Genomic DNA, 19,361 nt, shown 5'->3' on the forward strand with positions numbered 1-19,361 from the left:
TATCGACCCGCGGCGCCGGTCACGAGGTCCGGCGCAGGAGTGCCAGGTACATGGCGTCCGTGCCGTGCACATGCGGCCACAGCTGGACGTCGGGTCCCTCGCCGAGGCCGGGGACGCCGGGCAGCAGCGGCCGGGCGTCGAGCAGCTCGGTGCCGGGGTGCTGCTTCAGGACGTCCGTGACGACGGCGCGGGTCTCGGCGAGGTGCGGCGAACAGGTCGCGTAGGCGACGACGCCGCCGACCCGTACGGCCTCCAGGGCGTTGCGCAGCAGCCCGCGCTGGAGCGGGGCGAAGCCGTCCAGGTCCTCGGGGCGGCGCCGCCAGCGCGCCTCGGGCCGGCGTCTCAGGGCGCCCAGGCCCGTGCACGGCACGTCGACCAGGACGCGGTCGAAGCTCCCGGGCCGCCACGCCGGGCGGGTCCCGTCGGCGGCGATCACCTGGTAGGGGCCGGGATTTCCGTCCAGGGCCCTGGCCACGAGCCCGGCGCGGTGCGGCTGCTTCTCGGAGGCCAGCAGGAAGGCACCCCGCTCGGCGGCCAGGGCACCGAGCAGCGCGGCCTTGCCGCCCGGCCCCGCGCACCCGTCCAGCCAGCGCCGGTCCGGCCCGTCCAGCGGCGCGTTGGCCAGGGCGAGGGCGACCAGCTGGCTGCCCTCGTCCTGCACACCGGCACGGCCCTCCCGCACCGCCTCGACGGCCCCGGGTTCGCCGCCCTCGCTCAGCCGCACGGCGTACGGCGACCAGCGTCCCGGTACGGCGGCCTCCTCGCCGAGCAGTTCGTCGGGGGTGGCCCGGCCCGGCCGCGCGACGAGGGTGACCTCGGGGCGTTCGTTGTCGGCGGCCAGCAGTTCCTCGATGCCCGCCCGGCCGCCGCCAAGCGAGTCCCACAGCGCGGAGACGACCCAGCGCGGGTGCGAGTGCACGACGGCCAGGTGGTCCTCGGGGTCCTCGTCGTAGGGCGGGGCGACCCGCTCCAGCCATCCGTCCAGATCGTCCCGGGCGACCTTGCGCAGCACGGCGTTGACGAACTTGGCCCGTCCGTCCCCGAGCACGACCCGGGCCAGCTCCACGGAGGCGGAGACGGCGGCGTGGCTCGGGATGCGCGTCCCCAGCAGCTGGTGCACGCCCAGGCTGAGGACATCGAGGACCGGCGGGTCGACCTCGCGCAGCGGCCGGTCCACGCAGTCCGCGATGATCGCGTCGTACGTCCCCTGGCGCCGCAGCGTCCCGTACACCAGCTCGGTCGCGAGGGCCGCGTCCCGGGCGTCGAACTTCTCGGGGCCCTCCTTCTCCCGCGCCTTGCGCAGCAGGGGCGGCAGGACGAGGTTGGCGTACGCGTCCCGCTCGTCCACGGCCCTGAGCGCCTCGAAGGCGAGCATGCGGACGGGGTCCTTCTGGGGCCTGCGGTACGGCTTGCCGGGCTTGCGGGGACGGCGGGGCTGCTCGCTCACGAAAAAGGTGCTCCGGGTGTGGGGTGAAGTGCGCTCACCAGCGTACGCCCGGCAGGTGGACGGTGAAGCGCGGGCGCTGCGGCGCCGGTCAGTCGCCGACCCGCTCGCCCTCGGTGATCCGCGCCCCGCGCGCCCAGTCCGCGGCCCGCATCGGCTTCTTGCCCTGCGCCTGCACCCACAGCAGCTCGACGGCGTGCGAGCCGGTGCCGACGTACACGTTGTTCTTCCCGGCGGCGACCTGCCCCGGGGCGAGGTCGCTCCGGTCGGGCAGCGGAACGGCCTGCACGAGCTTGAGCCGCTCGCCCCGGAAGGTGGTCCAGGCGCCGGGGGCCGGGGTGCAGCCGCGCACCACCCGGTCCACGCGCAGCGCCGGGGCGGTCCAGTCGACCCGCGCGTCCTCGACGGTGATCTTCGGGGCCAGGGTGACGCCCTCGCCGGGCTGGGGTACGGCCTCCAGGCTGCCGTCCTCGATGCCGTCCATGGTGGCCGCGAGCAGACCGGCACCGGCGAAGGCCAGCCGGGTCAGCAGGTCGCCGCTGGTGTCGGTGGGGCGGACGGTCTCGGTGACCGTCCCGTAGACGGGGCCGGAGTCCAGGCCCTCCTCGATCAGGAAGGTGGACGCGCCGGTGATCTCGTCGCCCGCCATCAGCGCGTGCTGCACGGGGGCGGCGCCGCGCCAGGCGGGCAGCAGCGAGAAGTGCAGGTTGACCCAGCCGCGGGCGGGCACGTCCAGGGCGACGCGGGGCAGCAGGGCGCCGTAGGCGACGACGGGGCAGCAGTCGGGCGCGATCTCGCGCAGCCGCTCCAGGAAGCCGGGGTCGCGCGGCTTCGCCGGCTTGAGCACCTCGATGCCCGCCTCCTCCGCCCGCTCGGCCACGGGAGAGGCGACGAGCCGGCGCCCCCGCCCGGCCGGAGCGTCGGGCCGCGTGACGACGGCGGCCACCTCGTGGCGCCCGGAGGCGATCAGGGCGTCCAGGGCGGGAACGGCGACCTCGGGGGTACCGGCGAAGACGAGCTTCATGGGTGGGACGGGCCTCTCGGGCAGGGGCGGTTGCGGGCGACGCACCAGTCTACGAGCCCGCAAGGTCACGGAAAGCCGCCGACGGCGCGGCACCACGACGGCACACGCTCACCTCTCGACCGACGGCGAACGGGTGATACGCGGGTGGGGGGACCCCGCCCCGAGGCCGAAGGCCGAGGGGGCGCACGAACAAACCCCCACGCCCCCACCCCGTGACCAACCCCGCACCCACACGTTGGTCAAGAAAGAGTTGACACACCGGGCCGCCCGCGCGGCCCGATTCCTTTCAACGCCGGTTCGAGAGGCTTGTTCATGGCCGACCACGCAACCCACGACGCCCAGGCTCGGGCCAGCCTGCACTTGCTGGTGCGGGACATCGAGCGGGTCCGCCGGCAGGTGGACGCACTGCGCACCCTCACCGCCCAGTTGGGCAACGTCTACCGCCCGCGCCGCTCCGGCCCCTCCACGGGCTTCGTCGTCTACGGACGTGCCCCCGCCCCGACCGTCCGCCTCGCCCAGGAGCTGCGGGACAGCGTCGAGACCCTGGTCACGGCCGCTGTCGACTTCGACCGTTCGCTCGGCTTCTCGTGGGACGCGGTGGGCTCCGCCCTCGGTGTCACCAAGCAGGCGGTGCACCGGCGCTACGGCTCCCGCCGCGCCGCCGCCCAGACGGTGTCCGCCGCCGAGGCCACCGAGCACACCCAGGAGCCGACGGGTACGCGCCCGGTCAACGTGGGCTCGGGCCTCCCCCCGGTGCCCACGGTCCCGGCGGCCCGCTCCATGCCGACCCAGCCGACGTCCGGCAGCCCGTCCCTGCGTGACGAGGTCCGCCCGACCGCCTTCCCCGGCCCGCGCAACGGCTGATCCGCACCGGCCGACCGAGGCGTCGAACCGGCCCCGTCCTCCCCGGCACTCCTCCGGGACGGCGGGGCCGCGGTGTGTCCGCTCCCTCCGCTCCTCATCCGATGTCGGGCGGATCGATCCGCACCCACACCGCCGTGTCGCTCCCCCGGGCCGTCCGTGCCGCCTGAGCCGCCTTCAGCGCACCGGCCAGCGCCGCCCCGCGCCCCGGCGGGACCCGGACCAGCGCACGCTCCCAGTGCTCCCCGGGCGGGGGCGCCCCCACCCGCCGCGGCCGCCCCGCCGGCGTGACCGGCAGGGGCACCGGGCCGAGCACCTCCGCCTCCCGGGGCAGTTCGACCGCGTCGAGGAAGCCGGTCACGGCCTCCGGCGGCCCCGCCACGGCCGCCATCCGCGACACCGGCGGAAAGCCCAGCTCGGCCCGTTCCGCCAGCTCTCGCAGCGCGTGTCCGGCCGGGTCCCAGCGCACCAGCGCCTGCACCGGCCGCAGCGTCGGCTCGGCGACCGCGACGACGGTGCCCCCGGCGCTCTGCGGGCGTACCAGGGCGGCGGCGGCCAGCCAGCGCCGCAGCGCGTCCTCTCCGGCACGCAGATCGGGGCGGCCGAGCATCGCCCAGCCGTCGAGCAGCAGCGCGGCCGCATAGCCGCCCTCCGCGACGGGTTCGGCCCCCGGGGTGCTCACCACCAGCGCCGGGGTGTCGGACACGGTGTCCAGCACGTGCTCCCGCCCGGAGGTGCGCACGGGCACGGCGGGGAAGGCCCGCCCCAGCTCCTCCGCGGTCCGCCGGGCGCCGACGATCTGCGCCCGCAGCCGGAACGCCCCGCACTCCGGGCAGTGCCAGGCGTTCTCCTCGCGCCCGCACCAGCCGCACCGCAGGGCGCATCCGGACTCCTGCCCCTCCAGGGGGCCCGAACAGTGCCGGCACCGCGCGGGCGTCCGGCACGCCGCGCAGGCCATCCGCGGTACGTAACCCCGCCGGGGCACCTGCACGAGTACTGGGCCGTGCCGCAGCCCGTCCCGGACGGCCTGCCAGGCGAGGGTGGGCAGCCGCGCGGCGCGGGCGGCCTCGTCCCGGGCCAGGTCCTGGTCCCCCACGGTCCGCACCAGCGGCACGGCCGCCCGTACCTGCTCCCGCGCGGCGATCAGCGGCCGGGCCCAGCCGGTCTCCACCAGCTGGGCCGCCTCCACGGTGCAGCTCCAGCCGCCCAGCAGGAAGGCGCACCGGTCCTGGGCGGCGCGCAGCAGCAGCACCTCCCGCGCGTGCGGCTGCGGGGCGTGCGGCTCGCTGTGGCTGTCGTCGCCGTCGTCCCACAGGGCGACCAGACCGAGGTCCCGGACCGGCGCGAACATGGCGGCCCTGGTCCCGATCACGGCCCGTACGGCCCCTCGGCGCACCGCGAGCCACTGCGCGTACCGCTTCTCGGGACCGGCGTCGGCGGTGAGCACCGCGTGCCGTCCCTCGCCCAGGAGCGCGGTGAGCGCGGCGTCGGCGCGGGCGACCGCCCGCCCGTCCGGCAGGACCACCAGGGCGCCCCGGCCGGAGGCCAGCGTGGCCGCCACGGCCCGCGCCAGCTCGTCCGTCCACTGCGGGCCGGGCAGCGCGTTCCACACCGCCCGGGGCGCGCCGCCGGAGGCGAGGGCGGCCACGAACGCGGCCCCCTGCTCGTACCGCGCCCACGACCCCGGCTCGGGGACCGGCGGTGCGGGCAGTGGCTCGGGCGAGGCCCGCTTCTCGGCGCGCGCGTTGCGCGGTGGTACGGCGAGCTGGAGGACGTCGGCGACGCTGCCCGCGTACCGGTCCGCGACCGCCCGGACCAGGCCGAGCAGCTCATCGTCGAGGATCCGCTCGGGCGAGACGACCTGGGCCAGCGCGGCCAGCGGCCCCGCGTAGTCGGACTCCGCCAGCCGCTCGACCAGGTAGCCGTCGATGAGCCCGCCGCCCTCGCGCCGCCCGTCCCGCACCCGGTGGCGTCCGGCGCCGAAGCGCACCCGCACCCGGACCCCCGGCTGGGCCTCGGCGTCCAGCTCCTCGGGGACGGCGTAGTCGAAGTACCGGTCGAGGTGCAGCATGCCCTTGTCGACGAGGACCCTGGCGACCGGCAGCTCCTTGGCCAGCGCGGCCCCGCGCCAGGTGCGCGGCTTGGCCCTCGGGGCCGCCGTCCTGCGCACCGTCTCCCGGATGAGCGCGAGCTGCTCGGGCGGCGCGTCCTGCGCGCCGCCCTGCTCGGGTCCGTTCTCGCTGCTCACGCCTGCATTCTCGCAAAGGCCACTGACAACACCGCCGGGGTCGGAACAAGTGGCGAGGCCCGGCGCCCCCCTCGGGGAGCGCCGGGCCTCGTCACATGCCGTGGGGCGCGGTGCGCCCCGGATCCTCAGAGGCCCGCGGCCTCGCGCAGCGCGTCCACGCGGTCGGTGCGCTCCCACGTGAAGTCGGGCAGCTCACGGCCGAAGTGACCGTACGCCGCGGTCTGGGCATAGATCGGGCGGAGCAGGTCGAGATCGCGGATGATGGCGGCCGGGCGCAGGTCGAAGACCTCGTCGATCGCCTTCTCGATCTTCTCGGTGTCGACCTTGGCGGTGCCGAAGGTCTCCACGAACAGACCCACGGGCTCGGCCTTGCCGATGGCGTAGGCGACCTGGACCTCGCAGCGCGCGGCGAGACCCGCGGCCACGACGTTCTTGGCGACCCAGCGCATCGCGTACGCCGCGGAGCGGTCCACCTTCGACGGGTCCTTGCCGGAGAAGGCGCCGCCGCCGTGCCGGGCCATGCCGCCGTAGGTGTCGATGATGATCTTGCGGCCGGTCAGACCGGCGTCGCCCATCGGGCCGCCGATCTCGAAGCGGCCGGTCGGGTTGACCAGGAGGCGGTAGTTCTCCGTGTCGATCTTGATGCCGTCCTCGAGGAGCGCCTTCAGCTCCGGCTCGACGACGAACTCCTTGATGTCCGGGGCCAGCAGCGACTCCAGGTCGATGTCGCTCGCGTGCTGGGAGGAGACGACGACCGTGTCCAGGCGGACGGCCTTGTCGCCGTCGTACTCGATGGTGACCTGGGTCTTGCCGTCCGGGCGCAGGTACGGGATGGTGCCGTTCTTGCGGACGTCGGACAGGCGCTTGGACAGGCGGTGCGCCAGGAAGACCGGCAGCGGCATCAGCGTCGGCGTCTCGTCGGACGCGTAGCCGAACATCAGGCCCTGGTCGCCCGCGCCCTGGCGGTCCAGCTCGTCCTCGTCGCCTTCGACCCGGTTCTCGTACGCCGTGTCGACGCCCTGTGCGATGTCCGGGGACTGGGCGCCGATGGAGACCGAGACGCCGCAGGAAGCGCCGTCGAAGCCCTTCTTGGAGGAGTCGTAGCCGATCTCCAGGATCTTGCCGCGGACCAGGTTGGCGATGTCCGCGTAGGCCTTGGTGGTGACCTCGCCGGCCACGTGCACCAGACCGGTGGTGATCAGGGTTTCGACGGCGACCCGGGAGGTCGGGTCCTCGCGCAGTAGCGCATCGAGAATCGTGTCGCTGATCTGGTCAGCGATCTTGTCGGGGTGACCTTCGGTCACGGACTCCGAGGTGAACAGGCGACGGGACACAACGCTCCCTGGGGTTGCAGCGGCTGCTGGCTGATCATTTGTGGACGGCACGGGGAGCTGCACCCGGCGACGTCCGAGAACAGTTTATCGGTCGCACTCTGCCGCGGGCCCACCTGTCTCAGCTCTCGGGAGGGCTGTGACCTGCGGCACGGGCATTCTGCCCAGAAGGAGGCGCCCTTGGCCAGGGGCGCCACGCTCGAATGCGTCGTCTTCGAGGCTCCTTCGAGCAAATGGGTCATTCACTCCAGCCGAGCGGCGACCAGGTCCCAGACCGTGTCGGCCAGGGCTTCCTTCGGGCCGCGGGCGACCGGCGTCTCGCTGCCGTCGGCGCCCAGGACCACCGCCTCGTTCTCCTCGGAGCCGAAGGTCTTGCGCTCCCCCACCTCGTTCACCACGAGGAGGTCGCAGCCCTTGCGTTTCAGCTTGGCCCGGCCGTTGGCCAGGACGTCGTCGGTCTCGGCGGCGAAGCCGACGACCACCTGTCCGGAGCGGGCCCTGGCCGTGGAGATCTCCGCGAGGATGTCCGGATTACGCACCAGGGTGATCGGTGCGGGTTCCTGGTCGTCCTTCTTCTTGATCTTCCCGGTGGCGTAGGTCGCGGGTCGGAAGTCCGCCACCGCCGCGGCCATGACGACGGCGTCGGCGTCGGCCGCGGCGCGCAGCATCGCCTCGCGCAGCTCCACCGCCGTACCGACGGGCACCACGTCCACGCCGGCCGGGTCGGGCATCGACGCGTTCGCCGCGACGAGGGTGACGCGGGCGCCGCGGGCGGCGGCGGTGCGGGCGAGGGCGTAGCCCTGCTTGCCGGAGGAGCGGTTGCCGAGGAAGCGGACCGGGTCCAGGGGCTCCCGGGTGCCGCCGGCGCTGACCACGACGTGCCGTCCGGCGAGGTCGGGCTCGCGCACCCCGCGGGCGAGCACCCGGCGGCAGACCTCGAAGATCTCGCCCGGGTCGGGCAGCCGGCCCTTGCCGGTGTCGACGCCGGTGAGGCGGCCGACGGCGGGCTCGATCACTACGGCGCCGCGGCGGCGCAGTGTCGCCACGTTCTCCCGGGTGGCCGGGTGCTCCCACATCTCGGTGTGCATCGCGGGCGCGAAGACGACCGGGCAGCGGGCGGTGAGCAGGGTGTTGGTGAGCAGGTCGTCGGCCAGGCCGTGGGCGGCCTTGGCGAGCAGGTCGGCGGTGGCCGGGGCGACGACGACCAGGTCGGCGTGCTGGCCGATGCGCACGTGCGGGACCTCGTGGACGTCGTCCCAGACCTCGGTCGACACGGGGTTGCCGGACAGCGCGGACCAGGTGGCGGCGCCCACGAAGTGCAGCGCGGAGGCGGTGGGGACGACCCGGACCTCGTGGCCCGACTCGGTGAGTCTGCGCAGCAGCTCGCAGGCCTTGTACGCGGCGATGCCGCCGCTGACCCCCAGAACGACCTTGGGCTTGTCCACCGTCTCTCCCCGTCTCCCCGGCTCGGATGTCGCGTACGACCCATCACACACCACAGGCCCGGCAGTCGCGCTGCCGGGCCTGTGGATAAGTCAGCTTCAGGCTGAAAATACTACCGCCGATGTTACTGCGCCGGGCCTTCGATGGCCTCGGAGGTCAGCAGTCCCGCGTTGATCTCGCGCAGGGCGATCGAGAGCGGCTTCTCGTGAACGTGGGTGTCGACGAGCGGACCGACGTACTCGAGGAGGCCCTCGCCGAGCTGCGAGTAGTACGCGTTGATCTGGCGGGCCCGCTTGGCCGCGTAGATCACGAGGCTGTACTTCGAGTCCGTGGCCTCGAGGAGCTCGTCGATCGGCGGGTTGATGATGCCCTCGGGCGCGGAGATGGAAGAGGACACGCTCTACCTTCCGATGGATGGGAAAGATTCAGCCGGGATGACCACAGGGTGACCAGTGGCGATCACACGACGTTCGTCAAGGCTAGCAGCTCGCGCGCCACGTCCTCGACGGAGGTGTTCACCAGGGTCTGGTCGAACTCCGGCTCGGCCGCCAGCTCGACCTTGGCCGCGGCGAGGCGGCGCTCGATCACCTCGGGCGGTTCGGTGCCCCGGCCGGTGAGCCTGCGCACCAGCTCGTCCCAGGAGGGCGGGGCCAGGAACACCAGCCGGGCCTCGGGCATGGACTCGCGGACCTGTCGCGCTCCCTGGAGGTCGATCTCCAGGAGGACCGGCTCACCGGCCTCCAGGCGCTCCAGGACGGCCGTGCGCGGCGTGCCGTAGCGGTTGCCGGCGAACTCGGCCCACTCCAGCAGCTCGCCGTTGGCGATCAGCTTGTCCATCTCCTCGTCGCTGACGAAGAAGTAGTGGACACCGTGCTGCTCGCCGGGGCGGGGCCTGCGGGTCGTCGCCGAGACCGACAGCCATACCTCGGGGTGTTCCTTGCGCATATGGGCGACGACCGTGCTCTTGCCGACCCCCGAGGGGCCGGAGAGCACGGTCAGCCGCGGACGTGCGTCCGGGGGTACGGGGGACGTCCCCCGGGGTGTTGCAGCCATGCAGCGATTATTCCAGCAATCCCGGAGTGGTCCGGACTCAGCTGCCGGTGCTGCCGAACTCGCGCTCCAGGGACGCGATCTGGTTGGACCCGAGACCGCGCACGCGGCGGCTCTCGGAGATGCCCAGTCGCTCCATGATCTGCTTGGCGCGGACTTTGCCCACGCCCGGCAGGGACTCGAGGAGGGCGGAGACCTTCATCTTGCCGATGACGTCGTTCTCCTGACCCTGCTTGATGACCTCGTGGAGGGAGGCGCCGGAGTGCTTGAGTCGATTCTTGACCTCGGCCCGCTCCCGGCGAGCCGCGGCGGCCTTTTCGAGCGCGGCTGCGCGCTGTTCAGGGGTAAGGGGCGGAAGAGCCACGCCTACGTCACCTCGGATGTCGAACTGTCGGATACGGACCGGTGAGGAACCTAGTCGCCCCTCACCTGGTGAGCCACGAACAACACGCTCGCCCGTTGACTCTCGACGGAGACTAGCGGTCAAGTCCGCCAGAGTCAGCGAGAACAGCGGAAAAGTCCTGGTCAGCCTCCGTCAGGACGGACATTTAGGACATACTCCCTCTGATTTGAGGATGTATCCAGGGTCAGGACGCCGTGACCGCGGTCCGGATCTCCGCCGCGAAGCGGTCGGCGGCCGTCCGCAACGCGGCCACGTCGGGACCGTGACGAAGGACACCCCGGCTGACGCTCGGCACCACGTCGCGCACCACGGCACCGAACACGCGCGGCAGGTCCGCGGGCGTGGCCCCCTGGGCTCCGATGCCCGGCGCCAGCAGCGGCCCGTTGATGCCCAGGTCGTACGAGGACAGGTCGCCGAGCGTGGCGCCGACCACTGCGCCGAAGGAGCCCAGCGGCTCCTCCCCCGCGTTCTCGGCGGCCAGGTGCGCCAGCATCGTCGCCCCGACGCTGCGCCCGTCGCCCCGCACCGCGTGCTGAACCTCGCCGCCCTCCGGGTTGGAGGTCAGCGCCAGCACGAACAGGCCCGCGCCGCTCTCGCGCGCCAGGTCCACGGCCGGCTTCAGGGAGCCGTAGCCGAGGTACGGGGAGACGGTCAGCGCGTCCGAGAACAGCGGCGCGTCCTTGTGCAGGAACGACTCGGCGTACGCCGCCATGGTCGAGCCGATGTCGCCGCGCTTGGCGTCCATGACGACCAGCGCACCGGCCGCCCGCGCCTCCTGGACCGACGTCTCCAGGACGGCGACACCGCGCGAGCCGAAGCGCTCGAAGAAGGCGCTCTGCGGCTTGAGGACGGCGACCCGGTCGGCCACCGCCTCCACGACGGTGCGGCTGAAGCGCTCCAGCCCGGCCACGTCGTCGTTCAGGCCCCACTCGGCGAGCAGGGAGGCGTGCGGGTCGATGCCGACGCACAGCGGACCGCGCTCGTCCATCGCGCGGCGCAGCCGGGCACCGAAGGGCTCCAGAACCGTCATGCGTGCTTCCTCACGTCGGCGCCGACCGCGTCGGCGAGGGTGGCGTACGGGCTCTGCCGCAGGCGCGCGGCGAGCCCCTTGTGGATGGCTCGGCCCCAGAAGGGTCCCTCGTAGATGAACGCGCTGTAGCCCTGGACCAGCGTGGCACCGGCCAGGATGCGCTCCCAGGCATCCTCGGCCGTCTCGACGCCGCCGACGCCGACCAGGGTGATCCGGTCGCCCACGCGCGCGTAGAGGCGGCGCAGCACCTCCAGGGAGCGTGCCTTGAGGGGTGCCCCGGACAGGCCGCCGGTCTCCCCGACGAGGGCGGGCGAGGAGGTCAGGCCGAGGCCCTCGCGCGCGATGGTGGTGTTGGTGGCGATGATGCCGTCCAGGCCCAGCTCCACGGCCAGGTCGGCGACCGCGTCCACGTCCTCGTCGGCGAGGTCCGGCGCGATCTTGACCAGCAGCGGGACGCGCCGGGCGGTCACCGCGCGGTCGGCGGCCTCGCGGACCGCGCTCAGCAGCGGGCGCAGCGCCTCGGTCGCCTGGAGGTTGCGCAGGCCGGGCGTGTTGGGCGAGGAGACGTTGACGACGAGGTAGTCGGCGTGCGGGGCCAGCCGCTCGGCGGACTTCACGTAGTCACCGGCGGCCTCCTCCTCCGGGACGACCTTCGTCTTGCCGATGTTGACGCCGACGACGGTCCGGAAGACGGGCGTGCGCGAGGCCAGCCGGGCCGCCACGGCCAGCGAGCCGTCGTTGTTGAAGCCCATGCGGTTGATCAGCGCGCGGTCGCCCACCAGGCGGAACAGCCGCTTCTTGGGGTTGCCGGGCTGGGGCTCGCCGGTGACGGTGCCGATCTCGACGTGGTCGAAGCCGAGCATCGCCATGCCGTCGATCGCGACCGCGTTCTTGTCGAACCCGGCGGCCAGCCCGAAGGGGCCGTGCATGCGCAGGCCGAGGGCCTCGGTACGCAACTCCTTGTACCGGGGTGCGAGCGCCGCGGCGACGAAGGTGCGCAGGACGGGGACGCGCACGGCGAGACGGATCCAGCGGAAGGCGAGGTGGTGGGCCCGCTCCGGGTCCATGCGGGAGAAGACGAGCTTGAAGAAGATCTTGTACATGATGTCCTCATGAAGAGGGGGACACCGTTTCCGGTGTCCCCCTCGGGGCTGCTAGTCGCGGGCGGCGATCAGGAATTCGGCGTGTTCCTGGAGTGAGCGCACTCCCACGTCGCCGTGGTTGAGGGCGTCGATGCCCTGCACCGCCGCCGCCAGCGCCTGGACCGTCGTCAGGCAGGGCACGGAGCGGGCCACGGCGGCCGTACGGATGTCGTAGCCGTCGAGGCGGCCGCCGGTGCCGTAGGGGGTGTTGACGATGAGGTCGACCTCGCCGTCGTGGATGAGCTGGACGATGGTCTTCTCGCCGTTCGGTCCTGTGCCCTCGGACTGCTTGCGCACGACGGTGGCGTTGATGCCGTTGCGCTTGAGGACCTCGGCGGTGCCGGAGGTGGCCATCAGCTCGAAGCCGTGGGCGACCAGCTCGCGGGCCGGGAAGATCATCGAGCGCTTGTCGCGGTTGGCGACCGAGATGAAGGCGCGGCCCTTGGTCGGCAGCGGCCCGTACGCGCCCGCCTGCGACTTGGCGTACGCCGTGCCGAAGACGGAGTCGATGCCCATGACCTCGCCGGTGGAGCGCATCTCCGGGCCCAGCACCGTGTCGACGCCGCGGCCGTGGATGTCCCGGAAGCGGGACCACGGCATCACGGCCTCCTTGACGGAGATCGGCGCGTCCAGCGGCAGGGTGCCGCCGTCGCCGCCGGCCGGGAGCAGGCCCTCGGCGCGCAGCTCGGCGATGGTGGCGCCCAGCGAGATGCGGGCGGCGGCCTTGGCCAGCGGCACCGCGGTCGCCTTCGAGGTGAAGGGGACGGTGCGCGAGGCGCGCGGGTTGGCCTCCAGGACGTACAGGATGTCCCCGGCCAGCGCGAACTGGATGTTGATCAGACCGCGCACGCCGACGCCCTTGGCGATGCCCTCGGTGGAGGCGCGCAGCCGCTTGATGTCGAAGCCGCCGAGCGTGATCGGGGGCAGGGCGCACGCCGAGTCGCCGGAGTGGATGCCGGCCTCCTCGATGTGCTCCATGACGCCGCCGAGGTACAGCTCCTCGCCGTCGTACAGGGCGTCGACGTCGATCTCGATCGCGTCGTCCAGGAAGCGGTCGACCAGGACCGGCCGGGAGGGGCTGATCTCGGTCGACTCGGCGATGTACGCCTCCAGCCGGGTCTCGTCGTAGACGATCTCCATGCCGCGTCCGCCGAGGACGTAGGAGGGGCGCACCAGGACCGGGTAGCCGATCTCGTCGGCGATGGCCTTGGCCCCGGCGAAGGTGGTGGCGGTGCCGTGCTTGGGGGCGGGCAGCCCGGCCTGCGCGAGGACCTGCCCGAAGGCGCCGCGGTCCTCGGCGGCGTGGATGGCCTCGGGCGGGGTGCCGACGACCGGCACGCCGTTGTCCTTGAGCGCCTGGGACAGGCCCAGCGGGGTCTGGCCGCCGAGCTGGACGATCACGCCCGCGACGGGACCGGCCTGCTGCTCCGCGTGGACGATCTCCAGGACGTCCTCCAGGGTGAGCGGCTCGAAGTAGAGCCGGTCGGAGGTGTCGTAGTCGGTGGAGACGGTCTCCGGGTTGCAGTTGACCATCACGGTCTCGTACCCGGCGTCCGACAGCGCGAAGGAGGCGTGGACGCAGGAGTAGTCGAACTCGATGCCCTGGCCGATGCGGTTCGGACCGGAGCCCAGGATGATCACCGCGGGCTTCTCACGAACAGCGACTTCCGTCTCCTCGTCGTAGGAGGAGTAGAAGTACGGCGTCTTCGCGGCGAACTCGGCGGCGCAGGTGTCGACCGTCTTGTAGACCGGGCGGATGCCGAGCGCGTGCCGCACCTCGCGGACGACGTCCTCGCGCAGCCCGCGGATCTCGCCGATCTGCTGGTCGGAGAAGCCGTGCCGCTTGGCCTCGGCGAGCAGGTCGGCGGTCAGCTCGGGCGCGGCGGCCAGCTCGTCGGCGGTCTCCTTGATCAGGAAGAGCTGGTCGACGAACCAGGGGTCGATCTTCGTGTGCTCGAAGACCTCCTCGGGCGTGGCGCCCGCGCGGATGGCCTGCATGACGGCGTTGATACGGCCGTCGGTGGGCCGCACGGCCTCCCGCAGCAGCTCCAGCTTGTCGCCGGGCGCGCCCACGAAGGTGAACTGGCTGCCCTTCTTCTCCAGCGAGCGCAGCGCCTTCTGGAAGGCCTCGGTGAAGTTCCGGCCGATGGCCATGGCCTCGCCGACCGACTTCATGGTGGTGGTGAGGGTGGAGTCGGCGCTCGGGAACTTCTCGAAGGCGAACCGCGGCGCCTTGACGACCACGTAGTCGAGGGTCGGCTCGAAGGAGGCCGGGGTCTCCTGCGTGATGTCGTTCGGGATCTCGTCCAGCGTGTAGCCGACGGCGAGCTTCGCGGCGATCTTGGCGATGGGGAAGCCGGTCGCCTTGGAGGCGAGGGCCGAGGAGCGCGACACGCGCGGGTTCATCTCGATGACGATCACGCGACCGTCCTCGGGGTTCACCGCGAACTGGATGTTGCAGCCGCCGGTGTCGACGCCGACCTCGCGGATGATGGCGATGCCGACGTCGCGCAGGGTCTGGTACTCGCGGTCGGTCAGGGTCATCGCGGGCGCGACGGTGATCGAGTCGCCGGTGTGCACGCCCATGGGGTCGAAGTTCTCGATGGAGCAGACGACCACGACGTTGTCGTTCTTGTCGCGCATCAGCTCCAGCTCGTACTCCTTCCAGCCGAGGATGGACTCCTCCAGGAGCACCTCGGTGGTCGGCGAGAGGGTGAGGCCCTGCCCGGCGATGCGGCGCAGCTCCTCCTCGTCGTGGGCGAAGCCGGATCCGGCGCCGCCCATGGTGAAGGAGGGGCGGACGACGACGGGGTAGCCGCCGAGCGCGTCGACGCCCTTGAGGACGTCGTCCATGGAGTGGCAGATGTAGGAGCGGGCGGACTCGCCGTGGCCGGTCTTCCTGCGGACCTCCTCGACGACCTCCTTGAACAGGTCGCGGTCCTCGCCCTTGTTGATGGCCTCCACATTGGCGCCGATCAGTTCGACGCCGTACTTCTCCAGGACGCCGTTGCCGTGCAGCGAGATCGCGGTGTTCAGGGCCGTCTGGCCGCCGAGGGTGGGCAGGAGGGCGTCGGGGCGCTCCTTGGCGATGATCTTCTCGACGAACTCGGGGGTGATCGGCTCGACGTAGGTGGCGTCGGCGATCTCCGGGTCGGTCATGATCGTCGCCGGGTTGGAGTTGACCAGGACGACGCGCAGGCCCTCGGCCTTGAGCACGCGGCACGCCTGGGTGCCGGAGTAGTCGAACTCGGCGGCCTGGCCGATGACGATCGGGCCGGAGCCGATGACCAGGACGGACTGGATATCGGTGCGCTTAGGCACGCTGGCCCTCCATGAGGTTCACGAAGCGGTCGAACAGGTAGGCGGCGTCGTGCGGGCCGGCCGCCGCTTCGGGGTGGTACTGGACGCTGAAGGCCGGCTTGTCGAGGAGCTGGAGTCCCTCCACCACGTTGTCGTTGAGGCAGACGTGGGAGACCTCGGCGCGGCCGTAGGGGGTGTCGGAGACCTGGTCGAGCGGGGCGTCGACGGCGAATCCGTGGTTGTGCGCGGTGACCTCGACCTTGCCGGTCGTACGGTCCTGCACGGGCTGGTTGATGCCGCGGTGGCCGTACTTCAGCTTGAAGGTGCCGAAGCCGAGCGCGCGGCCCAGGATCTGGTTGCCGAAGCAGATGCCGAAGAGCGGGGTGCCGCGCTCCAGGACGCCCCGCATGACGGAGACCGGGTGGTCGGCGGTGGACGGGTCGCCGGGGCCGTTGGAGAAGAACACGCCGTCCGGCTCGACGGCGTAGACATCCTCGACGGTGGCCGTGGCCGGCAGCACGTGCACCTCGATGCCGCGCTCGGCCATGCGGTGCGGGGTCATGCCCTTGATGCCGAGGTCGACGGCGGCGACGGTGTACTTCTTGTCCCCGATCGCCGGGACGACGTACGCCTCGGTGGTGGCGACCTCGGCGGAGAGGTCGGCGCCGCTCATCTCGGGGGCCTGGCGGACCTCGGCGAGCATGGTGCCCTCGTCGGGCAGCGCGTTGCCGGAGAAGATGCCGACGCGCATGGCGCCGCGCTCGCGCAGGTGGCGGGTGAGGGCGCGGGTGTCGATGCCGGAGATGCCGACGACGCCCTGGGCGGCCAGCTCCTGGTCGAGGGAGCGGGTGGAGCGCCAGTTGGAGGGCACGCGCGCGGGGTCGCGCACGACGTAGCCGGAGACCCAGATCTTCTTGGACTCCATGTCCTCGTCGTTGATCCCGGTGTTCCCGACGTGCGGGGCGGTCATCACGACGACCTGGCGGTGGTACGACGGGTCGGTGAGGGTCTCCTGGTAGCCGGTCATGCCGGTGGAGAACACGGCTTCGCCGAAGGTGGCCCCCACGGCCCCGTAGGCACGGCCGCGGAAGATCCGGCCGTCCTCCAGGACGAGTACGGCGGGAGTCCGGTGGGCTCCCCTGGTGGAGGTCGTCATCGTGCGCCTTCCGTTTCCGTCTTGTTGATCATGTCGTTCAGTTTTTCGACCCACTCGTTGTGCTCGGCCGCGTGGTCGGAGCGGAAGCCGGAGTCGATCAGCTTGTCGCCGTGCGCCCAGGTGACGACCAGCAGGCCGCCCTCGGTGAGGACCTTGCCGGCGATGCCCTTGTCGAGCCGGGCCTCGCGCAGCGCGGCGACGGGGACGAAGAAGTCCGCCGCGCCAGGGCGTACGACGTCCAGTCCCGCGTCGGTCAGGGTCAGCTCGACCCGGCTGCGGGTGCCCAGGCCGTGCGCGACGATGCGGTCCAGCCACTGTCCGGCGGTGGTGGAGCCGTGGTAGCGGCCGCTCATGCTCAGTTTCGCCGCACCGGGCGCGTCCGGCGCGGTGGGGAGGGCGGGCAGGTCGCTCTGGAGCGTGCCGCGCCACTTCCAGCCCTCGCGCATCAGCCAGTAGACGAGCGCGACGAAGAGGCCCAGGCCGACGACCCAGCCGGCCCGGGCGGCCCAGTCGGTCACTTCCGCCGATTCCTTCTCGGCGGCCAGCAGGATTACCGGTGCTGCAGATGTCACGTGAGCTTCCCGTCGAAGAGCGTGGCCTTGCCCCGCAGCCACGTGTGCGTCACACGGCCCGGCAGCTCACGCCCCTCGTAGGGGGTGTTGCGACTGCGCGAGGCGAAGCCCGCGGGGTCCACCTGGCCACGGTATGCCGCATCGACCAGGGTGAGGTTGGCGGGCTCACCGGCCGAGACGGGACGGCCGTGTCCGGTGGCCTGTCCGATCATGGCGGGCTTGAAGGACATCCGGTCGGCGACGCCGGCCCAGTCCAGCAGGCCCGTGTCCACCATGGTCTCCTGCACCACGGACAGCGCGGTCTCCAGGCCCACCATCCCCATGGCGGCGGCGGCCCACTCGCAGTCCTTGTCCTCGTGCGGGTGCGGGGCGTGGTCGGTGGCGACGATGTCGATCGTGCCGTCGGCGAGCGCCTCGCGCAGCGCCATGACGTCGCGCTCCGTGCGCAGCGGCGGGTTGACCTTGTAGACGGGGTTGTACGACCGGACCAGCTCGTCGGTGAGGAGCAGGTGGTGCGGGGTGACCTCGGCGGTGACGTCGATGCCGCGGGACTTGGCCCAGCGGACGATCTCGACGGACCCGGCGGTCGACAGGTGGCAGATGTGGACGCGGGAGCCTACGTGCTCGGCGAGCAGCACGTCCCGGGCGATGACCGACTCCTCGGCGACGGCGGGCCAGCCGCCGAGGCCCAGCTCGGCGGAGACGACGCCCTCGTTCATCTGGGCGCCCTCGGTGAGCCGGGGCTCCTGGGCATGCTGGGCGACGACGCCGTTGAAGGCCTTCACGTACTCCAGGGCGCGGCGCATGATCACGGCGTCGTGGACGCACTTGCCGTCGTCGGAGAAGACCGTGACACCGGCCGCGGACTCGTGCATGGCGCCCAGCTCGGCGAGCTTGGCGCCCTCCAGACCGACCGTGACGGCGCCGATGGGCTGCACGTCGCAGTAGCCGGACTCCTGGCCGAGCCGCCAGACCTGCTCGACGACGCCGGCGGTGTCGGCGACCGGGAAGGTGTTGGCCATGGCGAAGACGTTGGTGTAGCCGCCGCTCGCGGCCGCGCGGGCGCCGGTGAGGACGGTCTCGGAGTCCTCGCGGCCGGGCTCGCGCAGGTGGGTGTGCAGGTCGACCAGGCCGGGCAGCAGCACCTTGCCGCCCGCCTCGACGACCTCCGCGCCCTCGGCGGACAGGTCCTGGCCGACCGCTTCGACGACGCCGCCGTCGATCAGCACGTCCTGCGGCTCGCCGCCGAGCACCTTCGCACCGCGGATCAGGGTCTTGCTCATGTTTCTTACTTCTCCTCGGTGGGGCGGGCGTGGGACACGGCGGGCTCGTTGCCGCCGAGCAGCAGGTAGAGGACGGCCATCCGGATGGAGACGCCGTTGGTGACCTGCTCGACGACGGTGCAGCGGTCGGAGTCGGCGACCTCGGCGGTGATCTCCATGCCGCGGACCATGGGGCCGGGGTGCATCACGATGGCGTGGTCGGGCATCTTCGCCATCCGGTCGCCGTCGAGGCCGTAGCGGCGGGAGTACTCGCGCTCGGTGGGGAAGAACGCGGCGTTCATCCGCTCGCGCTGCACGCGCAGCAGCATCACCGCGTCGGACTTGGGCAGCGTGGAGTCGAGGTCGTAGGAGACCTCGCAGGGCCAGGTCTCGACGCCGACCGGCAGCAGGGTGGGCGGAGCGACGAGGGTGACCTGGGCGCCGAGGGTGTGCAGCAGGTCGACGTTGGAGCGGGCGACGCGGCTGTGCAGGATGTCGCCGACGAGCGTGATCCGGCGGCCGTCCAGGTCCTTGCCGAGCCCGGCGTCGCGGCCGACCAGGCGGCGGCGCATGGTGAAGGCGTCGAGCAGGGCCTGGGTGGGGTGCTGGTGAGTGCCGTCCCCGGCGTTGACCACGGCGGCGTCGATCCAGCCGGAGGTGGCCAGGCGGTAGGGGGCGCCGGACGCGCTGTGCCGGATGACGACGGCGTCGACGCCCATCGCCTCCAGGGTCTGGGCGGTGTCCTTGAGGGACTCGCCCTTGGAGACGCTGGAGCCCTTGGCGGTGAAGTTGATGACGTCCGCGGACAGCCGCTTCTCGGCGGCCTCGAAGGAGATCCGGGTCCGGGTGGAGTCCTCGAAGAAGAGGTTGACGACGGTCCGGCCGCGCAGGGTCGGCAGTTTCTTGATCGGCCGGTCCGCGACCCGGGCCATCTCCTCGGCGGTGTCGAGGATCAGGACGGCGTCGTCGCGGGTGAGGTCGGCGGCCGAGATGAGATGACGCTGCATCTGTCAGGCTCCGTAAGGCGATTCATGCGGAAGAGCGGGATAATTCGGGCGGCCGGGCGCGTGCGGGGGCGCGCCGAGCACGCGTACG

The 19,361-nt window shown here is 72.4% G+C and carries 16 protein-coding genes; 1 reads left to right on the plus strand and 15 read right to left on the minus strand.

The features are described 5' to 3' along the window. Positions 1-19: 19 nt before the first annotated feature. Both ACH4D3_RS22475 and fmt read right to left on the minus strand, forming a co-directional pair. Entirely contained in the window at positions 20-1,447 is a 1,428-nt protein-coding gene (locus ACH4D3_RS22475; protein WP_398324580.1) for an RsmB/NOP family class I SAM-dependent RNA methyltransferase, read from the minus strand. An 88-nt stretch (positions 1,448-1,535) separates the two neighbouring features. Next, a complete protein-coding gene (gene fmt / locus ACH4D3_RS22480) occupies positions 1,536-2,468 on the minus strand; it encodes a methionyl-tRNA formyltransferase (protein ID WP_398324583.1) in 933 nt (310 codons plus the stop codon). 312 nt (positions 2,469-2,780) lie between these two features. Here fmt and ACH4D3_RS22485 point away from each other — a divergent pair, with 312 nt between their 5' ends. After that, positions 2,781-3,332 carry a hypothetical protein gene (locus ACH4D3_RS22485; protein ID WP_398324586.1) on the plus strand — a complete coding sequence of 184 codons (552 nt, stop codon included), beginning with the start codon at positions 2,781-2,783 and terminating at the stop codon, positions 3,330-3,332. Between the two features lie 94 nt (positions 3,333-3,426). On the opposite strand, the gene ACH4D3_RS22490 is transcribed toward ACH4D3_RS22485, so the two are convergent. From ACH4D3_RS22490 to ACH4D3_RS22550, 13 genes are all read right to left on the minus strand, one after another. Next, positions 3,427-5,577: a primosomal protein N' gene (locus ACH4D3_RS22490; RefSeq protein ID WP_398324589.1), complete on the minus strand. Its 2,151-nt coding sequence runs from the start codon at positions 5,575-5,577 to the stop codon at positions 3,427-3,429. 125 nt (positions 5,578-5,702) lie between these two features. Beyond that, positions 5,703-6,911, minus strand: coding sequence for a methionine adenosyltransferase (metK, locus tag ACH4D3_RS22495; protein ID WP_398324592.1), 1,209 nt, complete (start codon positions 6,909-6,911; stop codon positions 5,703-5,705). 239 nt (positions 6,912-7,150) lie between these two features. Next, entirely contained in the window at positions 7,151-8,353 is a 1,203-nt protein-coding gene (gene coaBC, locus ACH4D3_RS22500) for a bifunctional phosphopantothenoylcysteine decarboxylase/phosphopantothenate--cysteine ligase CoaBC (RefSeq protein WP_398324595.1), read from the minus strand. A 122-nt stretch (positions 8,354-8,475) separates the two neighbouring features. Continuing rightward, a complete protein-coding gene (rpoZ, locus tag ACH4D3_RS22505) occupies positions 8,476-8,748 on the minus strand; it encodes a DNA-directed RNA polymerase subunit omega (protein ID WP_003977348.1) in 273 nt (90 codons plus the stop codon). A 62-nt stretch (positions 8,749-8,810) separates the two neighbouring features. Further along, positions 8,811-9,404, minus strand: a complete 594-nt coding sequence (gmk, locus tag ACH4D3_RS22510) for a guanylate kinase (protein ID WP_003977347.1) — start codon at positions 9,402-9,404, stop codon at positions 8,811-8,813. Between the two features lie 37 nt (positions 9,405-9,441). Beyond that, entirely contained in the window at positions 9,442-9,765 is a 324-nt protein-coding gene (locus ACH4D3_RS22515) for an integration host factor (RefSeq protein ID WP_003977346.1), read from the minus strand. A gap of 223 nt (positions 9,766-9,988) precedes the next feature. Beyond that, positions 9,989-10,834 (minus strand): orotidine-5'-phosphate decarboxylase, encoded by an 846-nt coding sequence (gene pyrF / locus ACH4D3_RS22520; RefSeq protein WP_398324598.1) that lies wholly within the window; start codon positions 10,832-10,834, stop codon positions 9,989-9,991. Further along, the gene (locus ACH4D3_RS22525; RefSeq protein WP_087810368.1) at positions 10,831-11,937 is read right to left on the minus strand and encodes a quinone-dependent dihydroorotate dehydrogenase; all 1,107 of its coding nucleotides are present in this window, start codon (positions 11,935-11,937) and stop codon (positions 10,831-10,833) included. Before ACH4D3_RS22525 ends, pyrF begins: the two co-directional genes overlap by 4 nt. Positions 11,938-11,988: 51 nt before the next feature. Beyond that, the gene (gene carB / locus ACH4D3_RS22530; protein ID WP_398324602.1) at positions 11,989-15,297 is read right to left on the minus strand and encodes a carbamoyl-phosphate synthase large subunit; all 3,309 of its coding nucleotides are present in this window, start codon (positions 15,295-15,297) and stop codon (positions 11,989-11,991) included. Then, on the minus strand, positions 15,290-16,432 hold the full coding sequence (carA, locus tag ACH4D3_RS22535) for a glutamine-hydrolyzing carbamoyl-phosphate synthase small subunit (protein ID WP_398324605.1): 1,143 nt from the start codon (positions 16,430-16,432) through the stop codon (positions 15,290-15,292). The genes carB and carA overlap by 8 nt, the downstream gene beginning before the upstream one ends. Then, the gene (locus ACH4D3_RS22540; RefSeq protein ID WP_398324608.1) at positions 16,429-17,004 is read right to left on the minus strand and encodes a hypothetical protein; all 576 of its coding nucleotides are present in this window, start codon (positions 17,002-17,004) and stop codon (positions 16,429-16,431) included. The genes carA and ACH4D3_RS22540 overlap by 4 nt, the downstream gene beginning before the upstream one ends. Then, a complete protein-coding gene (locus ACH4D3_RS22545; RefSeq protein ID WP_398324611.1) occupies positions 17,001-18,287 on the minus strand; it encodes a dihydroorotase in 1,287 nt (428 codons plus the stop codon). The genes ACH4D3_RS22540 and ACH4D3_RS22545 overlap by 4 nt, the downstream gene beginning before the upstream one ends. 5 nt (positions 18,288-18,292) lie before the next feature. Continuing rightward, entirely contained in the window at positions 18,293-19,273 is a 981-nt protein-coding gene (locus tag ACH4D3_RS22550) for an aspartate carbamoyltransferase catalytic subunit (protein WP_385969325.1), read from the minus strand. Between the last annotated feature and the right edge of the window lie 88 nt (positions 19,274-19,361).

The organism is Streptomyces sp. NPDC018026 (assembly GCF_044327745.1).
Taxonomy (GTDB): domain Bacteria; phylum Actinomycetota; class Actinomycetes; order Streptomycetales; family Streptomycetaceae; genus Streptomyces; species Streptomyces rubrogriseus.